Genomic DNA, 18,676 nt, shown 5'->3' on the forward strand with positions numbered 1-18,676 from the left:
ATCAGGTTTTGGGGGCAGCCGCGCCGATGCCCGGGCCGAGATGACGCGACAGAAGGAGGACGAGTGGAACGGCGGCGAGGGCGGTCGCGGCGGCGGCCACCATCGCGACGCGCGGCCCGGCGGCATCCCCGATGCTGCCGTAGAGCAGTGGGGCAGCCAGGGCACTGCCACCCAGGGTCCAGGTGTAGAACACCGCGAAGGCCTTCTCGACCCGGCCGCCCGGCGCCAGTTCCGGCACCGTGCCGTACAGCACCGAGGATGTCCCGTTGAGCACGATTCCGAGCAGCGGCAGGACGACGAGCGCGGGCAGCAGCGGAAGCGCGATCACGGCGAGGATCGCGACCGCCGTGCCGGTCTCGGTCAGGACGACGGTCCGGGTCACGCCGAGGCGTTCGCCGAGCCGGCCGCAGACCGCCTTGCCCAGCGCTCCGCCGATGAAGACGGCCGAGAGCGCGAAGCCGACCGTGGTCAGCGCAGCGCCCTTCTCCTGCAGCAGGAACGGCAGGTACAGCAGGAAGGCCGGGCGCGCGGCGTTGTCGAGGATACCGATGGCGACGAGCAGACGAAATCCGGTTCGCCCGGTCTCGGCCGTCTGACCATGTGGGGTGCCGCGCGAGGCCGTGGCGTGGGCAGCGCCGGGTGAAGCAGGATCACGCGGTAGCAGCCGGAAGGCTGCCAGCGCGACGGCCAGCCCCAGGGCGGCGATCAGCCAGAGGGCCGAGCGCCAATCCATCTGCGTCATCAACAGGCCGATGAGAGGCGGCACGCTGGCTTTGCCGAGATCCCCGGTGAAGTTGTAGGTGCCGAGCGGACCCCGGGCGGAGCGCCCGTAGGTCCGGGCGATCACCGCCGAGGCCAGGGGGTGCTGCGTGGCGCTGCCGGCGCCTCCGAGGGTCAGCGCGATGCAGAGTCCGACGAGGCTGCCCGAGGCGCCGGCGAGCCCGTATCCGCCGGCGCTGAGCAGGGTGCCGAGCACCAGCACCGTTCGGGCGCCCAAGTGCTCCGCGAGGCGGCTCGCCGGCATCTGAAGAGCAGCGAGCGCGCCGTTGTAGAGGCTTCGCAGCAGCGCGAGGGCCGCGTAGCCCAGGGCGAATTCCGCCTGCCAGACCGGCAGGAGCACGTAGATCAGATCCGTGTAGCCGTCATGCAGGGCGTGATTGATGCCCAAGGCCACCATCGTGCGCCCCGCCTCCGGGGCGGGCGCCTGCACGATGGCCGAAGGTGGGCGTGGCGACGCGAGGTCCGTTGCTGGCGGCATGCGGCATCCTTCTCGATTGCCGGCACAGGATCGCGCCCTCGTCCGCCGCTGACAAACGCCTTATGCTGACGCTCGCGTGAGGAAATCTGACCCGTGCTGCGCCGCCTGCCACCCCTGAACGCCCTGAAGGCCTTCGAGGCCGCGGGCCGGCACGCCAGCTTCACGCGCGCCGCCGAGGAACTTCGCGTCACCCACGGCGCGGTCAGCCGGCACGTGCAGGCCCTCGAAGCGTGGCTCGGACTGCCGCTCTTCGAGCGACACAACCGGCGCGTCGTCCTGACGGAGGCCGGCCGCACTTACCTCGCGGAGATCGGCGCCGCGCTCGACCGCATCGCGCTGGCGACGGTGCGCCAGGTGGAGCGCGGACGGCCGCGCCTGCTGCGCCTGAACGTCCTGGCGACCTTCACCCTGCGCTGGCTGATTCCCCGCCTGTCCGCCTTCCAGCGCGCCAACCCGTCCGTCGAGGTTCGGCTGACCACCTCGAACGTGCCGCTGGCAAACCTGATGGAGCCCTTCGATGTGGCCATTCGCGGCGGCCCGGACGTGCGGCCCGGTCACATCGCGCAGCCGTTCCTGACGGAGCGGCGCATTCCGGTGTGCAGCCCGGCCCTGCTGGAACGCCTGCCCCTCGATGAACCGGGGCATTTGCGGAATCACACGCTGCTCCACGCGGCGACGCTGCCGCAGGTCTGGCCGCAATGGCTTCAGGCGGCCGGCGTGCCGGGCCTGCAGCCGCGGGCCTCGGTCACGCTGGAGCACTTCTATCTCACCCTGCAGGCCGCGCTCGATGGGCTCGGCGTGGCGATGGGTCCCGAGCGGCTGATCGCCGACGACGTCGAGGCCGGCCGGCTGACGCGCCCCTTCACCGGTCCATCGCTGCCGGCACGGAGCTACTACACCTATGTTCCGGAACTCCGGGCGGAGGATCCGTCCATCCGCGCCTTCTGCACGTGGCTCGTCGACAGCGCGAAGTCGTGATGCAAACCGGTCTTCACACCAAACCTCGATGAGCATGCCTCATCGAGGTCTGCCCGCGCGACCGCGCGGCGGCGGGCGTCCGCCGAACCTCAATGAAATCGTCGCGCGCGGTGTCCGCGACGAAGGCTGCTGGCCCGGTCGCGTGCGATCGAACGAGTGCCCGTTCGCGAGAACGCTCGCGAACGGGCGAGGTAGGGTGCCGTGACGCGGATGGAGCGCACGTTATCTCGACAGGCCGGACAGGATTTCGGCGCGTCGTCTTCGCCCGTTCATGTTCCGGGGCGGTCGGCTTCGAGGCTCGTCACGATCGCCTCCAGGGCGGTCTTCAGCCCCTCCTCCACGGTCGGGTGGTAGAAGGGGCGGTCGAGAAGGGCTCCGGCCGTCAGGCCGTCCTCGATCGCGAATGCGAGGATCTGGGCGAGGTGCTCGCAGGCGGGCCCGAACATCTCGGCCCCCTTGAGGCGGCCCGCGCGGTCGGCGTGCAGGCGCAGGGCGCCCTCGTTCTCGCCCTGGACCCGGGCGCGGCCCTGGTCGCCGAAATTCACCGTGCCGAGAACGAGGCCGGCATCCTCCGGATCGTAGGGTTCACCGACGCTCGCGGCCTGTGGCTCGGTGAACACCATCGTGAGGTTGGTCCAGCGGCGCGGGGCCTCGATCGCGGGGGGGCCGGCCGCCGCCAGGCGGGCGGCGTTGGCGCCCGCGATGCCGCCCTGGCGCGCGGCCTCATGCAGGATGGGGCGGTCCGCATTCGCGTCGCCCGCGATGAGGATGTTGGCGCCCCGGCACAGGAGCGAGCGGGGATCGAAGTCGGGCAGGCCGTCGTCGTCGAGGGCGAGCCCGGTCCTGTCCAGCCCGAGATCCGCCAGGTTCGGCGGGCGGCCGGCCGCCGAGAGGACCCGCGCGAAGGCGCCGGAGCGGGTCTCCCCCGTGGCGTCCCGCCAGTGCAGGCGCACGCCGTCACCCTCGGCCTCGCCCGCCGTGACCTGCGCGCCGAGATACAGGGTGATCTCGGCACCGAAGATCCGCGCGGCCTGCTCCGCGAGGCCGGGATCGCGCAGGGAGGCGAGGTGCGTGCCGGAATCGAACAGCGTCACGGCGACGCCGAGGCGGGCCATCGCCTGCGCCAGTTCGATGCCCACCGCGCCGCCGCCCAGCACCGCCAGGGAGATGGGCAGGTCCGCGATCTCGAACAGCGTGTCGGTGGTGAGCACGCGCTCCCCGAGGCCACGCAGGGGCTCGGGCACGGCGGGGCTCGACCCCGTGGCGACGATCGCGGCGCGGAAGCGCAGGTGGATGTGCTCATCGACCGCGAGCGTGTCGGGACCGGCGAAGCGGGCGCGGCCCTCGATGCGCATATCGTGAGGGATGCGCGCCACCCCCTCCCGGACACCCGCCACGAAGTGGTCGCGCTCGCGCCGGACCCGCGCCAGGACCGCGCGGCCATCGACGCGCACCGGACCGGCCTGGATTCCGAACCGCTCGGCCCGGCGCGCCGCATGCGCGGCGTTGCCGGCGGTGATCAACAGCTTCGAGGGCATGCAGCCGACGCGGGCGCAGGTGGTGCCGCCGGGGCCGGCCTCGATCAGCACGGTGTCGGCCCCGCCCTCGCGGGCGGCGCGGAAGGCCGCCAGACCGGCGGTGCCGGCTCCGATCACCGCGACGTCACAGGTTCGCTCGCGCATCGCCTCGGGCCCTCGGGTTGGTGCGGTCGCGGGCCAACCCGGCCCTTTGGGCGAACGTTCCGCGTCGCGACGCGCCTGCGTCAGTCGGGCTCGGTGAGCAGACTCTCGACGAAGGACGTCAGGCCGGTGCGGCGGGCGCGCTTCAGGCGCTCGGCGATGAGGATGCCTTCGAGCGAGCGGAAGGCGTCGTCGAGATCGTCGTTGACGATGACGTAATCGTACTCGCTCCAGCGCTGGATCTCGAGGCGGGCGTTGGCGAGGCGCTTCTCGATGGTGTCCGGCGAATCCTCGGCCCGGCGCTCCAGGCGGTGGCGCAACTCGGCGAGCGACGGCGGCAGGATGAACACCGTGACCACGTCGTCGGTGAGCTTGGAGCGAACCTGCCGGGTGCCCTGGTAGTCGATGTCGAAGATCATGTCCCGGCCGGCGCCGAGCACCTTCTCCACGGGGCGGCGCGGCGTGCCGTAGAAATTGCCGTGCACCTCCGCCCATTCGAGCAGGTTGTCGGCGGCGCGCAGCGCGTCGAAGGCCTCGCGGTCGATGAAGGTGTAGTGCTTGCCGTCGATCTCCGAGGGGCGGCGCTGGCGCGTCGTCACCGAGATCGAGAGGTCGAGGCCCCATTTCGGATCGGCCGCCACGGCGCGCGTCAGCGTGGTCTTGCCCGCGCCGGAGGGCGAGGACAGGATGAGGATGAACCCGCGCCGCCCGATGGTCGTGGCATTCCCCTGCACAACGGCCTGCATCTTCGACAAAACCTACTCGACGTTCTGAACCTGCTCCCGGAATTGCTCCACCACGGCCTTCAAGTCGAGTCCGATCCGCGAGAGCGCGATGTCGTTGGCCTTCGCGCACAGGGTATTGGCCTCGCGCCCGAGCTCCTGGGCCAGGAAATCGAGCTTGCGGCCGATGGCGCCCCCGGCGGCCAGGAGTTCGGCCGCGCTGGCGAGATGGGCCTGGAGCCGGTCGAGTTCCTCGCGCACGTCGGCCTTGGCGGCCAGCAGCACCGCTTCCTGGTGCAGGCGGGCGGGGTCGAGGCCGCCGGCCTCCACGAGGCTCGCGACCGCGGCGGCGAGGCGCGCCTTCACCGCCTCGGGCTTGCGCGCCGGGCAGGCTTCCGCAGCGGCGGTGAAGCGGGCCATCTCGGTGAGCTGGCCCTCGATCACGCCCCGAAGCGCGCGCCCCTCGGCGCGGCGCGCTTCCACGAGGTCGGCCACCAGCCGGACCACGCCCTCGGCGAGATCGCGGGCGAGCGCCTCCGTGTCGGCGCCCGGCTCTTCGTCGGCCTCGATCACGCCCCGGACGGCGAGCAGCCCGTCGAGGGTGGCGGGGGCCAGGCCCTCCGGGCGCGGCACGCGCGCGACGGCGGCGGCGAGATCCGCCAGCAGGGCCTCGTTGACGCGCACCCGGGGCGCCGCCTCGGGGCGGGTGAGGGAGAGGTTGAGCTGGCACTGGCCCCGCGACAGGGTCTTCTGGAGGGCGGTGCGGGCGACCTCGCCGACGGCGTCGTAGCCGCTCGGCACGCGCAGGCGCACGTCGAGGCCGCGCCCGTTCACACTGCGAACCTCCCAGGCCCATTGCACCGGCCCGGTGCTGCCGGCGGCGCGGGCGAAGCCCGTCATGCTGGAGAGGATCATGGGGCTCCGATCGTCTAGGGCTGCTTGAGCGCCGGCACGGTTTTGGGTGAATTCAGGTCGTAGGTCTTGTTGCGCAGCGGGTCGAGCTTCGTGCCCTCCGAGGCGTCGAAGGCCTTGGGGCGGGCAGCCCCGCCCTCGCCGCCGGCCGCCAAGTTGGTGCTCTCGGGCGCGTAGGCCGAGGCGGCGCCGGGAACGGCGGGGGCGCCCGGCGGATCGGCCTTGTCGACCACCGCGTCGGGGGTCGGGGCCTGGCGCGCCTTCTCCACCTGGCGCCAGCGCGCGACGTTTCGCGAATGGCCCTCCAGGGTCTCGGCGAAGGCGTGGCCGCCGGTGCCGTCGGCCACGAAGAACAGGTCCTTGGTGCGCGAGGGGTTGGCGACCGCCTCCAGCGCGGCGCGGCCCGGATTGGCGATGGGGCCGGGCGGCAGGCCCTCGATCACGTAGGTGTTGTAGGGCGTTGCGCGCTCGATCTCGGAGCGCTGGATGCCGCGCCCGAGGGTGCCGCGCCCGCCCACCAGCCCGTACACGATGGTGGGGTCGGATTGCAGCTTCATGCGCTTGTTGAGGCGGTTGACGAACACGCCGGCGACGCGGGGGCGCTCGTCGGCGCGCCCCGTCTCCTTCTCGACGATGGAGGCCAGCGTCACCATCTCGGCGGGGGTCTTCACGGGGATTTCCCCAGAGCGGCGCAGCCAGATCTGGTTCAGCACCTCGCGCTGCTTGGCGCGCATGAGGTTCACGATCTGTTGGCGGGTGGCGCCGCGCTCGAACTTGTAGGTGTCGGGCAGGAGCGAGCCCTCGGGCGGGATCTCGTTGATGTCCCCCGTGAGGATGTCGTTGTCGTTGAGGCGCACCACGATCTGCTCGGAGGTCAGCCCCTCCGGGAAGGTGATGGCGTGCTGCACCTGCCGGCCCGAGGCCAGGGTGTCGATGGCATCGGTGATGCTGGCATGGGCCTTGAATGTGTATTCACCGGCCTTGAGCGCCTTGCCCGAGAACCGGGCGGCCCACTCGAACAGGGCGGTGTGGGTGATGACGCCCTCGCGGGAAAGCGCCTCGGCGATCTCGGAGGTGCCGCTGCGGGGCGGGATGACCACGACCTTGTCGGCGGGCAGCGGCCCCGGCTCCTTGGTCTGCCGCTCGAACAGCGTCACGCCGATCATCACCGCGATGGCCAGCACCACGGAGGCGGTGAGCAGGCCGGAGATGCGGGCGAGCAACCCGCCGCGCTCGCGCACGGGCCGCTCGGGCGGCGGCGGCGCGGCGGTGGGCTTGATCGCCTCGGACGGGCTGCGCGGCGACAGGCGGTTGGGCAGGGCCGGCTCGTCGGACGCGATCGGCGTCGGCGCCGGGCTTGTGTCACGCTTGCGGAAGAACATGGACATCCTGTTCGGGCCTCAGGTCCCCGCCCCGGCCGCCGCCGGATTTTTTGGGGGATTTCGTGCGCACAAGTCGAGTCGCTGGGCGCGCGGGAAGGGCAGGTTGGCGCGCGAACTTAGCGGGTTTTGTGGCGAAAAACGCGTGAGCAGTTCGAGTTTCTTCGAGCGCTTGATTAAAACTAATCTAAGCATATCGCTCAGGTAAAATTCTGCACACAAGTATTATATTATTCAATATTTTCTGTTCACGGCAAAGTTACACGCGGGTAATTTCTTGCAAACGCCATTAAGTCTTTCGAATTTACGGTGCTGAGTGTATTGCCATTCCTTAAGTAATAAACGCCATCAAGGTCGACAGGGTCGTTCTGACCCTCCACTTCTATGATTAGTAAAACTTTCTGATAGTAATTTATCAACTTCATATTACTCAAGATATAATTGCAGTGATTTCCACTGATTCGGTTTTTGAAAGCAGAGACTATTTTTCTGAAATAAGCATCAATACTTATATTGAGTGCCTTTGCCTCATGCTCTATGCCTGTAATCTGAAAATATCTGTGCTCTATTGGTTGTATTCCATACAATGATTCAACACGCTGGGCGTCGGCTTTTTTATCGGCGACGCCAATGATCACATATCCGCGTTTTTTCTCGCCAATATTTGCGATACCAATAGATGTCTGGATTACCTTCTCAAGACTTTCATCATCGAATTTTGATGAGCCATCAAGGCGTATAAATCCCTGCTTAAAGTCATAGGCAGCTTGTTCGGTTAGTGATTGAGTAAGTATATTTTCGAGTTTACTGATCCAATTAGCGCGCGCGGGATCCGGTTGGTCAGATTTTGAAAAAGCCTTTGAAATTGTTGCAGAAGTCCTTTTGACCTCGTCTGCCCGGTCGTTCGCCCCCCAACTGCCGCCTTCAGGAATATTGATTTTCTCGCCAACTCCGCTGAGGGCACTAAGAAGCTTAGCGCGATCTGTTAAACGCTTGCGCTTGCGAACGATTTGATCAAACAGGGCAAGAAAAACTACCTGAAAGTACCGCGGCGCCCTAGTTGGTTTTTTCTTAAAGAGCACTTCGCCGAGCGTCTTGTTGCCACTCTCCAACGTCAATCTTAGTTCGTCGAGAACAATATGAAAATGTTGCGTCAAAACATCCGCATTGTATTTACGGACATTGTCCTCATTCTCAACGAATGCGTCTGCTGAGCTACCTGCATCTTTGAAACCAAAAATGGCATCAAGATACTCACTACGAGACGGCGGCGGAATTTCTGCCACCATGAAAGCCATCATATCTGCGACGATTTCTTCGTCTCGGCTTTCCCGAACTTGATCTTTTGTCAATATTCCATTTTTGACCCAAAAGACAGATTCAATATCAATACCATAATTAAGATCACGAGATGTGATACTAATTTCTTTCATATTATTTAAAAATACTAGATCACTATCCGATGTGTCACTTCTGATCAACGTTGAGATTTTACGAACTGCATTTGCAAAATCACCAGTTGCCCCAGCAATTCTAAGCTCTTGACGTGATAACTTGCGTCCGCCTGAATTGATTCGGCGGAAGACTTCCTCAATGTTATCTCTTTCAGCAGACTCGAAAATTGAAAGTGGTAGTTGGTACGACGCGATTTGAACACAGATCTTCCGTTCCAGCACCGGAGTTTTCTGTGTCAATGCGCCCTCATCTAGCAATGATTTCGTAATGGCTAGTGTATTGAGGTCAAAATACGCATCGTTCCAGCTGAATTCATTCTCAATGAAGGATATTACAGCATTCATACGCTGCATTCCATCAATAATCTCAACCTGATCGTGGCCCTGAACTTTGGGATCGGCAAGCAATATTATTGGAACGGGAAAATTACTTGCAACAGAGTCAATAAAATTTCTTTTTTCGTCCAATGTCCAAACTAATTTCCGCTGGTATCTTCTATTAACAACGTATTTTTTAGCGCAAAAACCTGAATAAATTCTTTCGATCGTTTCGCCTTTTACAGTGAGATCAATCTGCCCACGGTGAAAAAGCGACATAGTGTGATCCTATGCATCTAATAGCGAGTATCAATCTGAAATTGGGAGGTAGTTTGCGGCCTCAAACCCGCCGCATCACCAAGCTCGCATTCGTCCCACCGAACCCAAACGAATTCGACAGCACCGTATCCACCCGCTTGCGCTTGGCCTCGTGCGGCACGAGGTCGATCGCGGTTTCCACGGACGGATTGTCGAGGTTGAGGGTCGGCGGCAGGATGCCGTCGCGGATGGTGAGGATCGAGAAGATGGCTTCCACGGAGCCAGCGGCCCCCAGCAGGTGGCCGATGGAGGATTTGGTGGAGGACATCGAGGCCTTCGCGGCGTGGTCGCCGAGCAGGCGCTCCACGGCCTTCAGCTCCAGCTCGTCGCCCATGGGCGTCGAGGTGCCGTGGGCGTTGATGTAGTCGAGGTCCGAGGCCTGGATGCCGGCGCGCTTCACGGCGGCGCTCATGCAGCGGAAGGCGCCGTCGCCGTCCGGGGCCGGCGAGGTGATGTGGTAGGCATCGCCCGTGAGGCCGTAGCCGATCACCTCGGCGTAGATCTTCGCGCCGCGCGCCTTGGCGTGCTCGTACTCTTCGAGGACGACGACACCGGCGCCCTCGCCCATCACGAAGCCGTCGCGGTCCCGGTCGTAGGGGCGCGAGGCGCGGGTCGGGTCGTCGTTGAAGCCGGTGGAAAGGGCGCGGCAGGCGGCGAAGCCCGCGAGCGCGAGGCGGTTCACCGGTGATTCGGCGCCGCCCGCCACCATCACGTCGGCATCGCCGAACTGGATCAGCCGGGCCGCGTCGCCGATGGCGTGGGCGCCGGTGGAGCAGGCCGTCACCACCGCATGGTTCGGGCCCTTCAGCCCGTGCGCGATGGAGATCTGCCCGGAGGCGAGGTTGATGATGCGGCCGGGAATGAAGAAGGGCGAGATCCGGCGCGGGCCCTTGTCGTGCAGGGTCACGGAGGCGTCGTAGATGCCGCCGATGCCGCCGATGCCGGAGCCGACCATGACGCCGGTGGCGCACTGGTCCTCGTAGGAAGTCGGGTGCCAGTCGGCGTCGTTCAGGGCCTCGCCCGCCGCCGCCATGGCGTAGACGATGAACGGATCGACCTTGCGCTGCTCCTTGGCCTCCATGAAGGCGTCGGGATTGAAGCTGCCGTTCTCACCGTCGCCGAAGGGCACGGAACACGCGATGCGGCAGGCCAGATCGTCGACGGGGAATGCCGTCACGACCTTGGCGGCCGATTCGCCGGCGATCAACCGGCTCCAGGTGGCCTCGACCCCGCTGGCCAGCGGCGTCACCATCCCCAAGCCCGTCACCACTACCCGACGCATCGCGCTATCCCGAACCGGTCCTGTCATCGAAAACGAATGGCGCGCGGGGCCACGCGGACCCCGCTCACGCGCGACCCGTGACGTTTAGGCGGAGTTCTTCTCGAGGAACTTCACCGCGTCGCCGACCGTCTGGATGGTCTCGGCGGCGTCGTCCGGGATCTCGACGTTGAACTCTTCCTCGAACGCCATCACGAGCTCGACGGTGTCGAGGCTGTCGGCGCCGAGATCATCGATGAAGTTCGCGCCCTCGACCACCTTCTCCGGCTCCACGCCGAGGTGCTCGACAACGATCTTCTTCACGCGCTCAGCGATATCGCTCATCGGTCTTGGTCCTTAGCTCTTCAAGGTCGTGATGGTGAAGGCGCCGTGGCCGCCGTCCCGTCGCAGGACTGTTGTGAGATTGAGCGGCCGGTGTGTTCGATCGCGCGTTTCGGGCAAGTCGCCGAACTTGTCCAGTCAGGGACTTCAGTTTTTCAGACTTCCGCAACACGCTGAATCGGCAACCCCCCTCGCACGGCAGCCGGGGTGTTAACACAGGGTTCCGACGCTGGCGAGGGGCGGTTCACAAGCCATTCATCGGTGTGGCTTTTTCGAGCCAATCGCGGGTTTTTCGCCCTGTGCGGTGCAGCGAAACGCGCGTTGTGCCGGTGGTCCGTTCGACAGGCTCTTTGATGGATTCGACCGGCCACCTCCGGAAGAAACCGCCCCGTCATCCCATGTCCGCGTAGCCGAGCCCGGGGTCCGGAAACACAGGCCCGGCAAGGCCTTGCGCCGGGGCGGTCCTGGATTCAAAGCCGGCTCGCGGCGATTCGGCCTCTCAGTACATCGCCATGCCGCCGTTCACGTGCAGCGTCTGGCCCGTGACGTAGGCGGCCTCGTCGGAGGCGAGGTAGATGGCGGCCGCCGCGATGTCGGTGCCGGTGCCGAGGCGCCCCATGGGAACGCGGCTCAGGATGCCCTCGCGCTGCTTCTCGTTGAGGGCGTCGGTCATCGGCGAGGTGATGAAACCCGGCGCGATGCAGTTGACCGTGAGGTTGCGGGTCGCGACCTCGGCCGCCAGCGCCTTGGTCATGCCCACCAGCCCGGCCTTGGCGGCGGCGTAGTTCACCTGCCCCGGATTGCCGGTGGCGCCCACCACCGAGCCGACATTGACGATGCGGCCATGGCGGCGCTTCATCATGCCCTTCACCGCCGCCCGCGAGAGACGGAACGCGGCCGAGAGGTTGACGGCGATGACCGCGTCCCACTCGTCGTCCTTCATGCGCAGGACGAGGTTGTCGCGGGTGATGCCGGCATTGTTGACCAGGATGTCGAGGCCGCCGAGCGCCGCTTCCGCCGCCGGCACCAGGGCCTCCACCGAGGCCTTGTCGGAGAGGTCGCCCGGCACGACGTGGACGCGCTCGCCCCCGAGTTCGGCCGCGAAGGCCTCCAGCGCCGGCTGGCGCGTGCCCGAGATCGCGAGTGTGGCCCCCTGCGCGTGAAGGCCCCGCGCGATGGCGCCGCCGAGGCCGCCGGTGGCGCCGGTGACGAGGGCCTTGCGGCCGGTCAGGTCGAACATGGGCTTTCCTGTCGTTCAGCCGTGGGCGGGGAAGCTTGCGATGTCGTCGGGGGTCCCCACGGCGCCGGCCGCGACCCCCGGGGCGATGCGCTTGACGAGGCCGCTGAGCACCTTGCCGGTGCCGACCTCGGTGAACTGGTCGATGCCGGCCGCCGCCATGGCGGCGACCGACTCGCGCCAGCGCACGGTGCCGGTGACCTGGGCCACCAGAGCCTCGCGGATCGCGGCCGGATCGGTGACGGGCGCGGCCAGCACGTTGGCGTAGACGGGGACCACGGGCGTGTGCATGGCGACCTCCGCGAGCGCACGCCGCATGGCTTCCGCCGCCGGCGCCATCAGGGCGCAGTGGAACGGCGCCGACACGTTGAGCATCACCGCGCGCTTGATCCCGCGCGCCTGCGCGATCGCCACCGCGCGCTCCACCGCCGCCTTGGCGCCGGAGAGCACCACCTGCCCGCCGCCATTGTCGTTGGCGACCTCGCAGACCGCGCCCTCGGCGGCGTCCTCCGCGACGGCCTGCGCGGTCTCGGCATCCGCCCCGATCAGGGCCGCCATCGCGCCATCGCCCGGCGCCACCGCACCCTGCATGGCGGTGCCGCGGATGCGCAGGAGCCGGGCGGTGTCGGCGATGGAGAAGGTGCCGGCGGCGCAGAGCGCGGTGTACTCGCCGAGGGAGTGCCCGGCGACGTTCGCGACGTCGCGCTTCAGGTCGAGGCCGCGCTCGGCCTCCAGCACCCGCAGCGTCGCGAGGCTGGCGGCCATCAGCGCCGGCTGGGCGTTGGCCGTGAGGGTGAGTTCCTCGACCGGGCCCTCGAACATCAGGCGCGAGAGCGCCTGGCCGAGCGCCTCGTCGACCTCGGCGAACACGTCGCGCGCCTGATGGAAATGTTCGGCGAGTGCCCGGCCCATGCCGACGGCCTGGCTGCCCTGGCCGGGGAAGATGCACGCGCGCGCCATATCCAAGATCCTCGTCGTGCCGGGGCAACCCCAGAATAGGAAGGGCGGCGCAGTCGCACCGCCCGCCACCTGTGTCAACATGGCACCGCAGCGAGGATCGGGCGAAGGTGCCGCCTCGGTATCCGCCGGCGGGCAGGGGATTTCCAAACGAACGCGGTACGATGCGCCACCACGCGCGGCTTGTTGCAGCACGTCATCGGGTGTATGAGGCGCGCACAGCCCAGAAATTCCGTCCGAGGAAGGAGCCGTCCGCCATGGCTCGCGTCACCGTTGAAGACTGCATCGACAAGGTCGAGAACCGCTTCGAGCTGGTTCTGCTGGCCAGCCACCGCGCCCGCCTGCTCGCCGCCGGGGCCCCGCTGACCATCGACCGCGACCGCGACAAGAACCCCGTCTGCGCGCTGCGCGAGATCGGCGACGAGACGATCACGGCGGACGACCTCAAGGAACAGCTCATCCATTCGATGCAGAAATACGTCGAGGTCGACGAGCCGGAAGCGGAAACCGTTCCGCTGCTCTCGAGTTCGCCGGCCGCCGCCGCCGTGGCTCCGCCCTCGTCGAGCGACGACAGCGCCGTGCAGTTCGACCGCATGAGCGAGGAGGATCTCCTGCGCGGCCTCGAGAACCTGGCGCCTCCGACCGAGACGGACGAAGAGGCCGAGTAGGCCTCGACCTCATCGCCGACGTCCTGAAAACCCGGTCCCGTGCCGGGTTTTTTCATGCGCTGCCGGGAGATTTCCCACCCGTGCGACCCCGTGGGGCTGGCGCGCCCGCGTGCAATGCGGGACACATCGAGGAACGACGTCCCGGACCGGGCCGATCGAGCGTGAAAGGGTCTCACGGCGGATGATGCGCCAATACGAGCTTGTCGAGCGGGTCAAGCGTTACAATCCCGCCGCGAACGAGGCCCTGCTCAACCGCGCCTACGTCTACGCGATGCGCGCCCACGGCACGCAGAAGCGAGCCTCCGGCGATCCGTTCTTCGCGCATCCCCTTGAAGTCGCGGCGATTCTGACGGACCTTCGGCTCGATGACGCCACCATCGTGGCGGCCGTCCTGCACGACACGGTGGAGGACACGGCCGCCACGCTCGACGAGATCCGTGAGATCTTCAGCCCCGAGATCGGCGCCCTCGTCGACGGCCTGACCAAGCTGAAGCGCCTCGATCTCGTCTCCAAGCGCGCGGCGCAGGGTGAGAACTTCCGCAAGCTTCTCCTGGCCGTCGCCGCCGATGTGCGCGTGCTCCTGGTCAAGCTCGCCGACCGCCTGCACAACATGCGCACCCTCCACCACATGCGGGTCGATAAGCGCGAGCGCATCGCGCAGGAAACCCTCGACATCTATGCGCCGCTCGCCGGCCGCATGGGCATGCAGGAGTTGCGCGAAGAGCTCGAGGATCTCGCGCTCCGCAACCTGAAGCCCGAGATCTACGCCACCATCGCGCAGCGCCTGGCCGATCTCTCGGCCAAGTCCGAACGACTGGTCGAGAGCATCGAGCAGGACCTGACCGCCAAGCTCGTGGCGCAGGGGATCAAGGCGGTCGTGACCGGCCGGCAGAAGCGGCCCTACTCGATCTCTGCCAAGATGGAGCGGAAATCCGTCGCCTTCGAGCAATTGTCGGACATCTTCGGCTTCCGCGTGGTGGTCGAAACCCTGGCCGATTGCTACGGCGCGCTCGGTGTCGTCCATACGAGTTGGCCGATGGTGCCCGGGCGTTACAAGGATTACATCTCGACACCGAAGCAGAACGACTACCGCTCGATCCACACCACGGTGATCGGCCCGAAGAGCCAGCGCGTCGAATTGCAGATCCGCACCGCCGCCATGGATGAGATCGCGGAGTACGGCATCGCCGCCCACGCGCATTACAAGGAGAGCGGCGGCAAGGACGAGATCGGTGGCGGGCATCCGCGCCTCGCCACCGAGAGCGGCGCCTATCAATGGCTGCGCCGGACCATCGAACTCCTGGCCGAGGGCGACAGTCCCGAAGAGTTCCTGGAGCATACCAAGCTCGAACTCTTCCAGGACCAGGTGTTCTGTTTCACGCCGAAGGGCCGGCTGATCGCGCTGCCCCGAGGCGCGACGCCGATCGACTTCGCCTACGCGGTCCATACCGATGTCGGCAACTCGGCCGTCGGCGTAAAGATCAATGGTCGTATGGCCCCCCTCCTCCATGAACTCGTCAACGGGGACGAGGTCGAGATCGCGCGCTCGGACGGGGCTTCGCCGCCGGCCGCCTGGGAATCCCTCGTCGTCACCGGAAAGGCCCGCTCCGCGATCCGGCGCGCGACCCGCTCGGCGGTGCGCCGTCAATATGCGGGCCTCGGCCGCCAGATTCTCGATCGCGCCTTCGAGCGGGCGGCCAAGAGCTTCTCGGAGGACAAGCTGCGGGGCGCCCTGCCCCGCCTCGCGCGCCAGAGCACCGAGGACGTCTTCGCGGCCGTCGGTCGAGGAGAGATGTTCTCCGGCGACGTGGTGCGGGCGGTCTATCCCGATCACAAGGACGAGCGACGCGGCGCTCCGGCCCCCCTGCCGCAACTCGGGTCCAGCGACGGTGCCGGACGACTGAGTCTGGCAAAGGATCAGACCATGCGTCTGACCTTTCCGGATGGCCGGGCCGCCGATCTCGGGCGCTCCGATGGCATTCCGATCCGTGGCCTCGACAGCGATCTGCTCGTCAGCTTCGCACCGAATGGCGGCGCGGTTCCGGGTGACCGAATCGTCGGTATCCTCACGCCCGGCATCGGCGTGACGATCTATCCGATCCAGTCGGCGGCCCTCGCGGCCTTCGACAATGAGCCGGATCGCTGGCTGGATGTGCGTTGGGACGTCGAGGCTGGAGCGAGCGAGCGCTTCCCCGCGCGCCTCGCTCTCCAATCGATCAACGAACCCGGTGTGCTCGCGCAGATCGCTCAGGTGATCGCCGATCACGATGGAAACATCGACAACGTTTCGATGAAGCGAAAGACGCAGGATTTCACGCAGATCGTGATCGACCTGTCGGTTTGGGACCTAAAACATCTCAATGCGATCATCGCCGAGTTGCGAGGAAAGCGCACCGTCAACAAGGTCGAGCGGGTGAACGGGTGATCACGGGAATGAAATCTCGACTCCCGCCACGTCACTGAGTTTTAAATTACAAGTCATATGTCATTCATGGCATGATATATCTTTTGCAAACAATCGTAGCCGTACCAAGTCGTATCAGGGGTAATCCGTTTTTTCTGGAGACATTGGCCCCACATACCAAGAATACGATTTCTGATGATTCGGGTAATTCCAATCGGTGTGGCATTGCAATTTTTGCTATAAATCCGACGGCATGTAATACCTGAGGTTGGGTACAGCAAAACAAAAACAACCTTGACTTTGACCGCCAAATGTAGATAACTAATCTGGCCTAGTTTTATCAATCGTATCTTGTTCTTCCGATATTTGGCTCCGATTAGCTCAAGACCGGCCAACTGCACTTTGCTCTGACGCAATCGGCGGGCTATTTGTTTAAGTTTCGGCAAAGCTATCGTTGCGAAATGTGCGCGAGCAAGACTCACTAAAATATTGGATATCATGATGAGCGCACTTCAGCGCAGCGCCCTGTTCATCGATGGCGCAAATCTCTATGCCGCAACCAAAGCTCTCGGTGCCGACATCGATTACCGACGACTTTTAAAGGAGTTTCAGTCGAGAGACTCTCTTTTGCGCGCTTTTTATTACACGGCCATTATCGAAGATCAGGAGTATTCCTCAATCAGGCCGTTGATCGATTGGCTCGATTACAATGGGTTTCGGGTCGTCACGAAGCCAGCAAAAGAATTCACCGATTCCCTGGGGCGCCGCAAGGTGAAGGGAAACATGGATATCGAACTCGCGATCGACGCTCTCGAACTCGCACCGCGAATCGATCACATGGTGCTGTTCTCGGGCGATGGAGACTTCCGATCGCTGGTCGACGCGATGCAGCGACGCGGTGTTCGGGTCACCGTGGTCTCGACCATTCAAACGCAGCCCGCGATGATCTCCGACGATCTGCGCAGACAGGCGGATGAGTTCATCGACCTCGCACACCTGCTGCCACGGATCGGTCGCGATCCCGGTGAGCGGTCGACCCGTCATCAGGACAATCGCGGATCGGGCGACCTGCCCACCCGCTCGCGCGGAGAGTCGCCGGAGCGCTCCGCCCGACCGAGTGCTGCGCTCGAGAGCCGGTATGGCATTCGCCAGGATGGGGACGTCTCCGAAAACTGACGGGCGTCGCGAACGGCAGCCCGGCCAGGATCGGGCTGCCGATGGTCCGCGCGCCTAACCCTTGTCCCGCATGATGCGGGCGCGGTCGCGCTGCCAATCCCGCTCCTTGGAGGCCTCGCGCTTGTCGTGAAGCTTCTTGCCGCGTCCGAGGCCGAGTTCGATCTTCGCTCGGCCCTGCTCGTTGAAGTAGATCTTCAAGGGCACCACGGTGAACCCTTCGCGCTGCGTCGCGCCGATCAACTTGTTGATCTGCTTCCGGTGGAGCAGCAGGCGGCGCGGCCGCTTAGTCTCGTGGTTGAAGCGGTTCGCCTCGACATATTCCGGGATGTAGGCGTTGAACAGCATCAGGTCCGTGCCGGACGGGCCGGCATAGGCCTCGCCGATCGTGGCCTTGCCCTTGCGCAGGGATTTGACCTCGGTCCCCGTCAGGGCAAGCCCGGCCTCCAGCGTGTCGGTGATCTCGTAATGGTAGCGGGCGGCGCGGTTGTCGGCGACGACGCGGCGGTTCGTTTCGGGTTTGGGAGCCATCACAACGTCGGGTCAGGCCGGCCGCGACAGCGCGACCGGGCCGAGGGATATGGTTCGTCGCAGGCGGTTTCGCCAGTCGCGCTTCCGGTGGTTTGGCCGGTCGCGCTCAGCCGTCGAGCAGGCCCGCATGGCGCAACGCGGCATCCACCAGCGCCTTGGTCTCGTCGCTCACCGTCAGCAGGGGCAGCCGGACCTCGTCGCTCATGTGGCCGAGGCGCGCGAGCGCGTACTTCGCCGGTGACGGGTTCGGTTCCACGAACAGGCTGGCATGCAGCGGCATCAGTCGATCCTGGATCTGCAGCGCCTTGACGTAATCCCCGCCCAAGGTCGCTTCCTGCAAATCAGCGCAGAGGCGGGGGGCGACGTTCGAGACGACGGAGATGCAGCCGCAACCGCCATGGGCATTGAAGCCGAGCGCGGTCGCATCCTCGCCCGAAAGCTGAATGAAGTCTTCGCCCATGGCCTGGCGTTGCAGGCTGACCCGGTCCAGCTTGGCCGTGGCATCCTTCACGCCGGCGATGTTCTCGAGTTCGTACAGGCGCGCCATCGTTTCGACGCTCATGTCGACGATGGAGCGCCCGGGAATGTTGTAGAGGATGATCGGAATGCCGATGGCGTCGTTCACGGCCTTGAAGTGCGCGTAGAGACCGGCCTGCGTCGGCTTGTTGTAATAGGGCGTCACCACCAGGACCGCATCCGCGCCCGCCTTCTCGGCGTGCCGGGCGCGCGCCACCGCCTCGGCGGTGGAGTTCGAGCCCGCACCCGCGATCACGGGAACGCGGCCGGCCGCCTCCTCGATGCAGATTTCGACCACGCGGTCGTGCTCGGCATGGCTCAGGGTCGGGCTCTCTCCCGTGGTGCCGGTGGGCACGAGGCCGTGGATGCCCTGTGCGATCTGCCAGTTCACGAATTTGCGGAACGCGCCCTCGTCGAAGGCGCCGTCCTTGAACGGGGTCACGAGGGCGGACATCGCGCCGCGAAGGCGTCGGGTGGAGGTCTCGGTCATCCTGGCGTTCCCAGCCGTGGGTCTCGTCATGCGCCGGTTGTCCGGCGGCGTCCCGCTGCGCGCGGAGGGGCAGACATAGGCC

The 18,676-nt window shown here is 65.7% G+C and carries 16 protein-coding genes; 4 read left to right on the plus strand and 12 right to left on the minus strand.

What is annotated here, in order from left to right:
• Window position 1: 1 nt before the first annotated feature.
• Window positions 2–1,258, minus strand: a complete 1,257-nt coding sequence (locus MKK54_RS23855) for an MFS transporter (protein ID WP_244015036.1) — start codon at window positions 1,256–1,258, stop codon at window positions 2–4.
• Window positions 1,259–1,351: 93 nt separating this feature from the next.
• Between MKK54_RS23855 and gcvA the strand changes: the two genes are divergently transcribed.
• A complete protein-coding gene (gene gcvA, locus MKK54_RS23860) occupies window positions 1,352–2,236 on the plus strand; it encodes a transcriptional regulator GcvA (protein WP_244015038.1) in 885 nt (294 codons plus the stop codon).
• Between the two features lie 269 nt (window positions 2,237–2,505).
• On the opposite strand, the gene MKK54_RS23865 is transcribed toward gcvA, so the two are convergent.
• From MKK54_RS23865 to fabD, 9 genes are all read right to left on the minus strand, one after another.
• Window positions 2,506–3,918: a dihydrolipoyl dehydrogenase gene (locus MKK54_RS23865; RefSeq protein WP_244015040.1), complete on the minus strand. Its 1,413-nt coding sequence runs from the start codon at window positions 3,916–3,918 to the stop codon at window positions 2,506–2,508.
• Window positions 3,919–3,998: 80 nt separating this feature from the next.
• On the minus strand, window positions 3,999–4,661 hold the full coding sequence (gene gmk / locus MKK54_RS23870; protein WP_244015042.1) for a guanylate kinase: 663 nt from the start codon (window positions 4,659–4,661) through the stop codon (window positions 3,999–4,001).
• A gap of 12 nt (window positions 4,662–4,673) precedes the next feature.
• Window positions 4,674–5,552, minus strand: a complete 879-nt coding sequence (locus MKK54_RS23875) for a YicC/YloC family endoribonuclease (RefSeq protein WP_244015044.1) — start codon at window positions 5,550–5,552, stop codon at window positions 4,674–4,676.
• Between the two features lie 14 nt (window positions 5,553–5,566).
• Entirely contained in the window at window positions 5,567–6,931 is a 1,365-nt protein-coding gene (gene mltG / locus MKK54_RS23880; protein WP_244015046.1) for an endolytic transglycosylase MltG, read from the minus strand.
• A gap of 245 nt (window positions 6,932–7,176) precedes the next feature.
• Window positions 7,177–8,979: a DUF262 domain-containing protein gene (locus tag MKK54_RS23885; protein WP_244015048.1), complete on the minus strand. Its 1,803-nt coding sequence runs from the start codon at window positions 8,977–8,979 to the stop codon at window positions 7,177–7,179.
• Window positions 8,980–9,040: 61 nt separating this feature from the next.
• Window positions 9,041–10,300 (minus strand): beta-ketoacyl-ACP synthase II, encoded by a 1,260-nt coding sequence (gene fabF, locus MKK54_RS23890; RefSeq protein WP_244015050.1) that lies wholly within the window; start codon window positions 10,298–10,300, stop codon window positions 9,041–9,043.
• A gap of 84 nt (window positions 10,301–10,384) precedes the next feature.
• A complete protein-coding gene (locus MKK54_RS23895) occupies window positions 10,385–10,621 on the minus strand; it encodes an acyl carrier protein (RefSeq protein WP_018044468.1) in 237 nt (78 codons plus the stop codon).
• A gap of 496 nt (window positions 10,622–11,117) precedes the next feature.
• Complete coding sequence (fabG, locus tag MKK54_RS23900; RefSeq protein WP_244015052.1) at window positions 11,118–11,858, minus strand: 3-oxoacyl-[acyl-carrier-protein] reductase; 741 nt, start codon at window positions 11,856–11,858, stop codon at window positions 11,118–11,120.
• A gap of 15 nt (window positions 11,859–11,873) precedes the next feature.
• Entirely contained in the window at window positions 11,874–12,815 is a 942-nt protein-coding gene (gene fabD, locus MKK54_RS23905) for an ACP S-malonyltransferase (protein WP_244015054.1), read from the minus strand.
• A 254-nt stretch (window positions 12,816–13,069) separates the two neighbouring features.
• Between fabD and rpoZ the strand changes: the two genes are divergently transcribed.
• The 3 genes from rpoZ to MKK54_RS23920 all read left to right on the plus strand — a co-directional run bounded on the left by rpoZ (window position 13,070) and on the right by MKK54_RS23920 (window position 17,060).
• On the plus strand, window positions 13,070–13,480 hold the full coding sequence (rpoZ, locus tag MKK54_RS23910; RefSeq protein ID WP_244015272.1) for a DNA-directed RNA polymerase subunit omega: 411 nt from the start codon (window positions 13,070–13,072) through the stop codon (window positions 13,478–13,480).
• A gap of 181 nt (window positions 13,481–13,661) precedes the next feature.
• A complete protein-coding gene (locus MKK54_RS23915) occupies window positions 13,662–15,905 on the plus strand; it encodes a RelA/SpoT family protein (protein ID WP_244015057.1) in 2,244 nt (747 codons plus the stop codon).
• Between the two features lie 480 nt (window positions 15,906–16,385).
• The gene (locus MKK54_RS23920) at window positions 16,386–17,060 is read left to right on the plus strand and encodes an NYN domain-containing protein (RefSeq protein WP_244015059.1); all 675 of its coding nucleotides are present in this window, start codon (window positions 16,386–16,388) and stop codon (window positions 17,058–17,060) included.
• 54 nt (window positions 17,061–17,114) lie between these two features.
• Here the strand turns inward: MKK54_RS23920 and smpB are convergent, their stop codons facing one another.
• Together smpB and dapA are read right to left on the minus strand one after the other, a co-directional pair.
• Window positions 17,115–17,588, minus strand: a complete 474-nt coding sequence (smpB, locus tag MKK54_RS23925) for an SsrA-binding protein SmpB (protein WP_244015061.1) — start codon at window positions 17,586–17,588, stop codon at window positions 17,115–17,117.
• 106 nt (window positions 17,589–17,694) lie between these two features.
• Window positions 17,695–18,594: a 4-hydroxy-tetrahydrodipicolinate synthase gene (gene dapA, locus MKK54_RS23930; protein WP_244015063.1), complete on the minus strand. Its 900-nt coding sequence runs from the start codon at window positions 18,592–18,594 to the stop codon at window positions 17,695–17,697.
• Window positions 18,595–18,676 lie beyond the last annotated feature (82 nt).

The sequence above is a fragment of the Methylobacterium sp. J-068 genome, from assembly GCF_022829445.1.
In the GTDB taxonomy this organism is placed as follows: domain Bacteria; phylum Pseudomonadota; class Alphaproteobacteria; order Rhizobiales; family Beijerinckiaceae; genus Methylobacterium.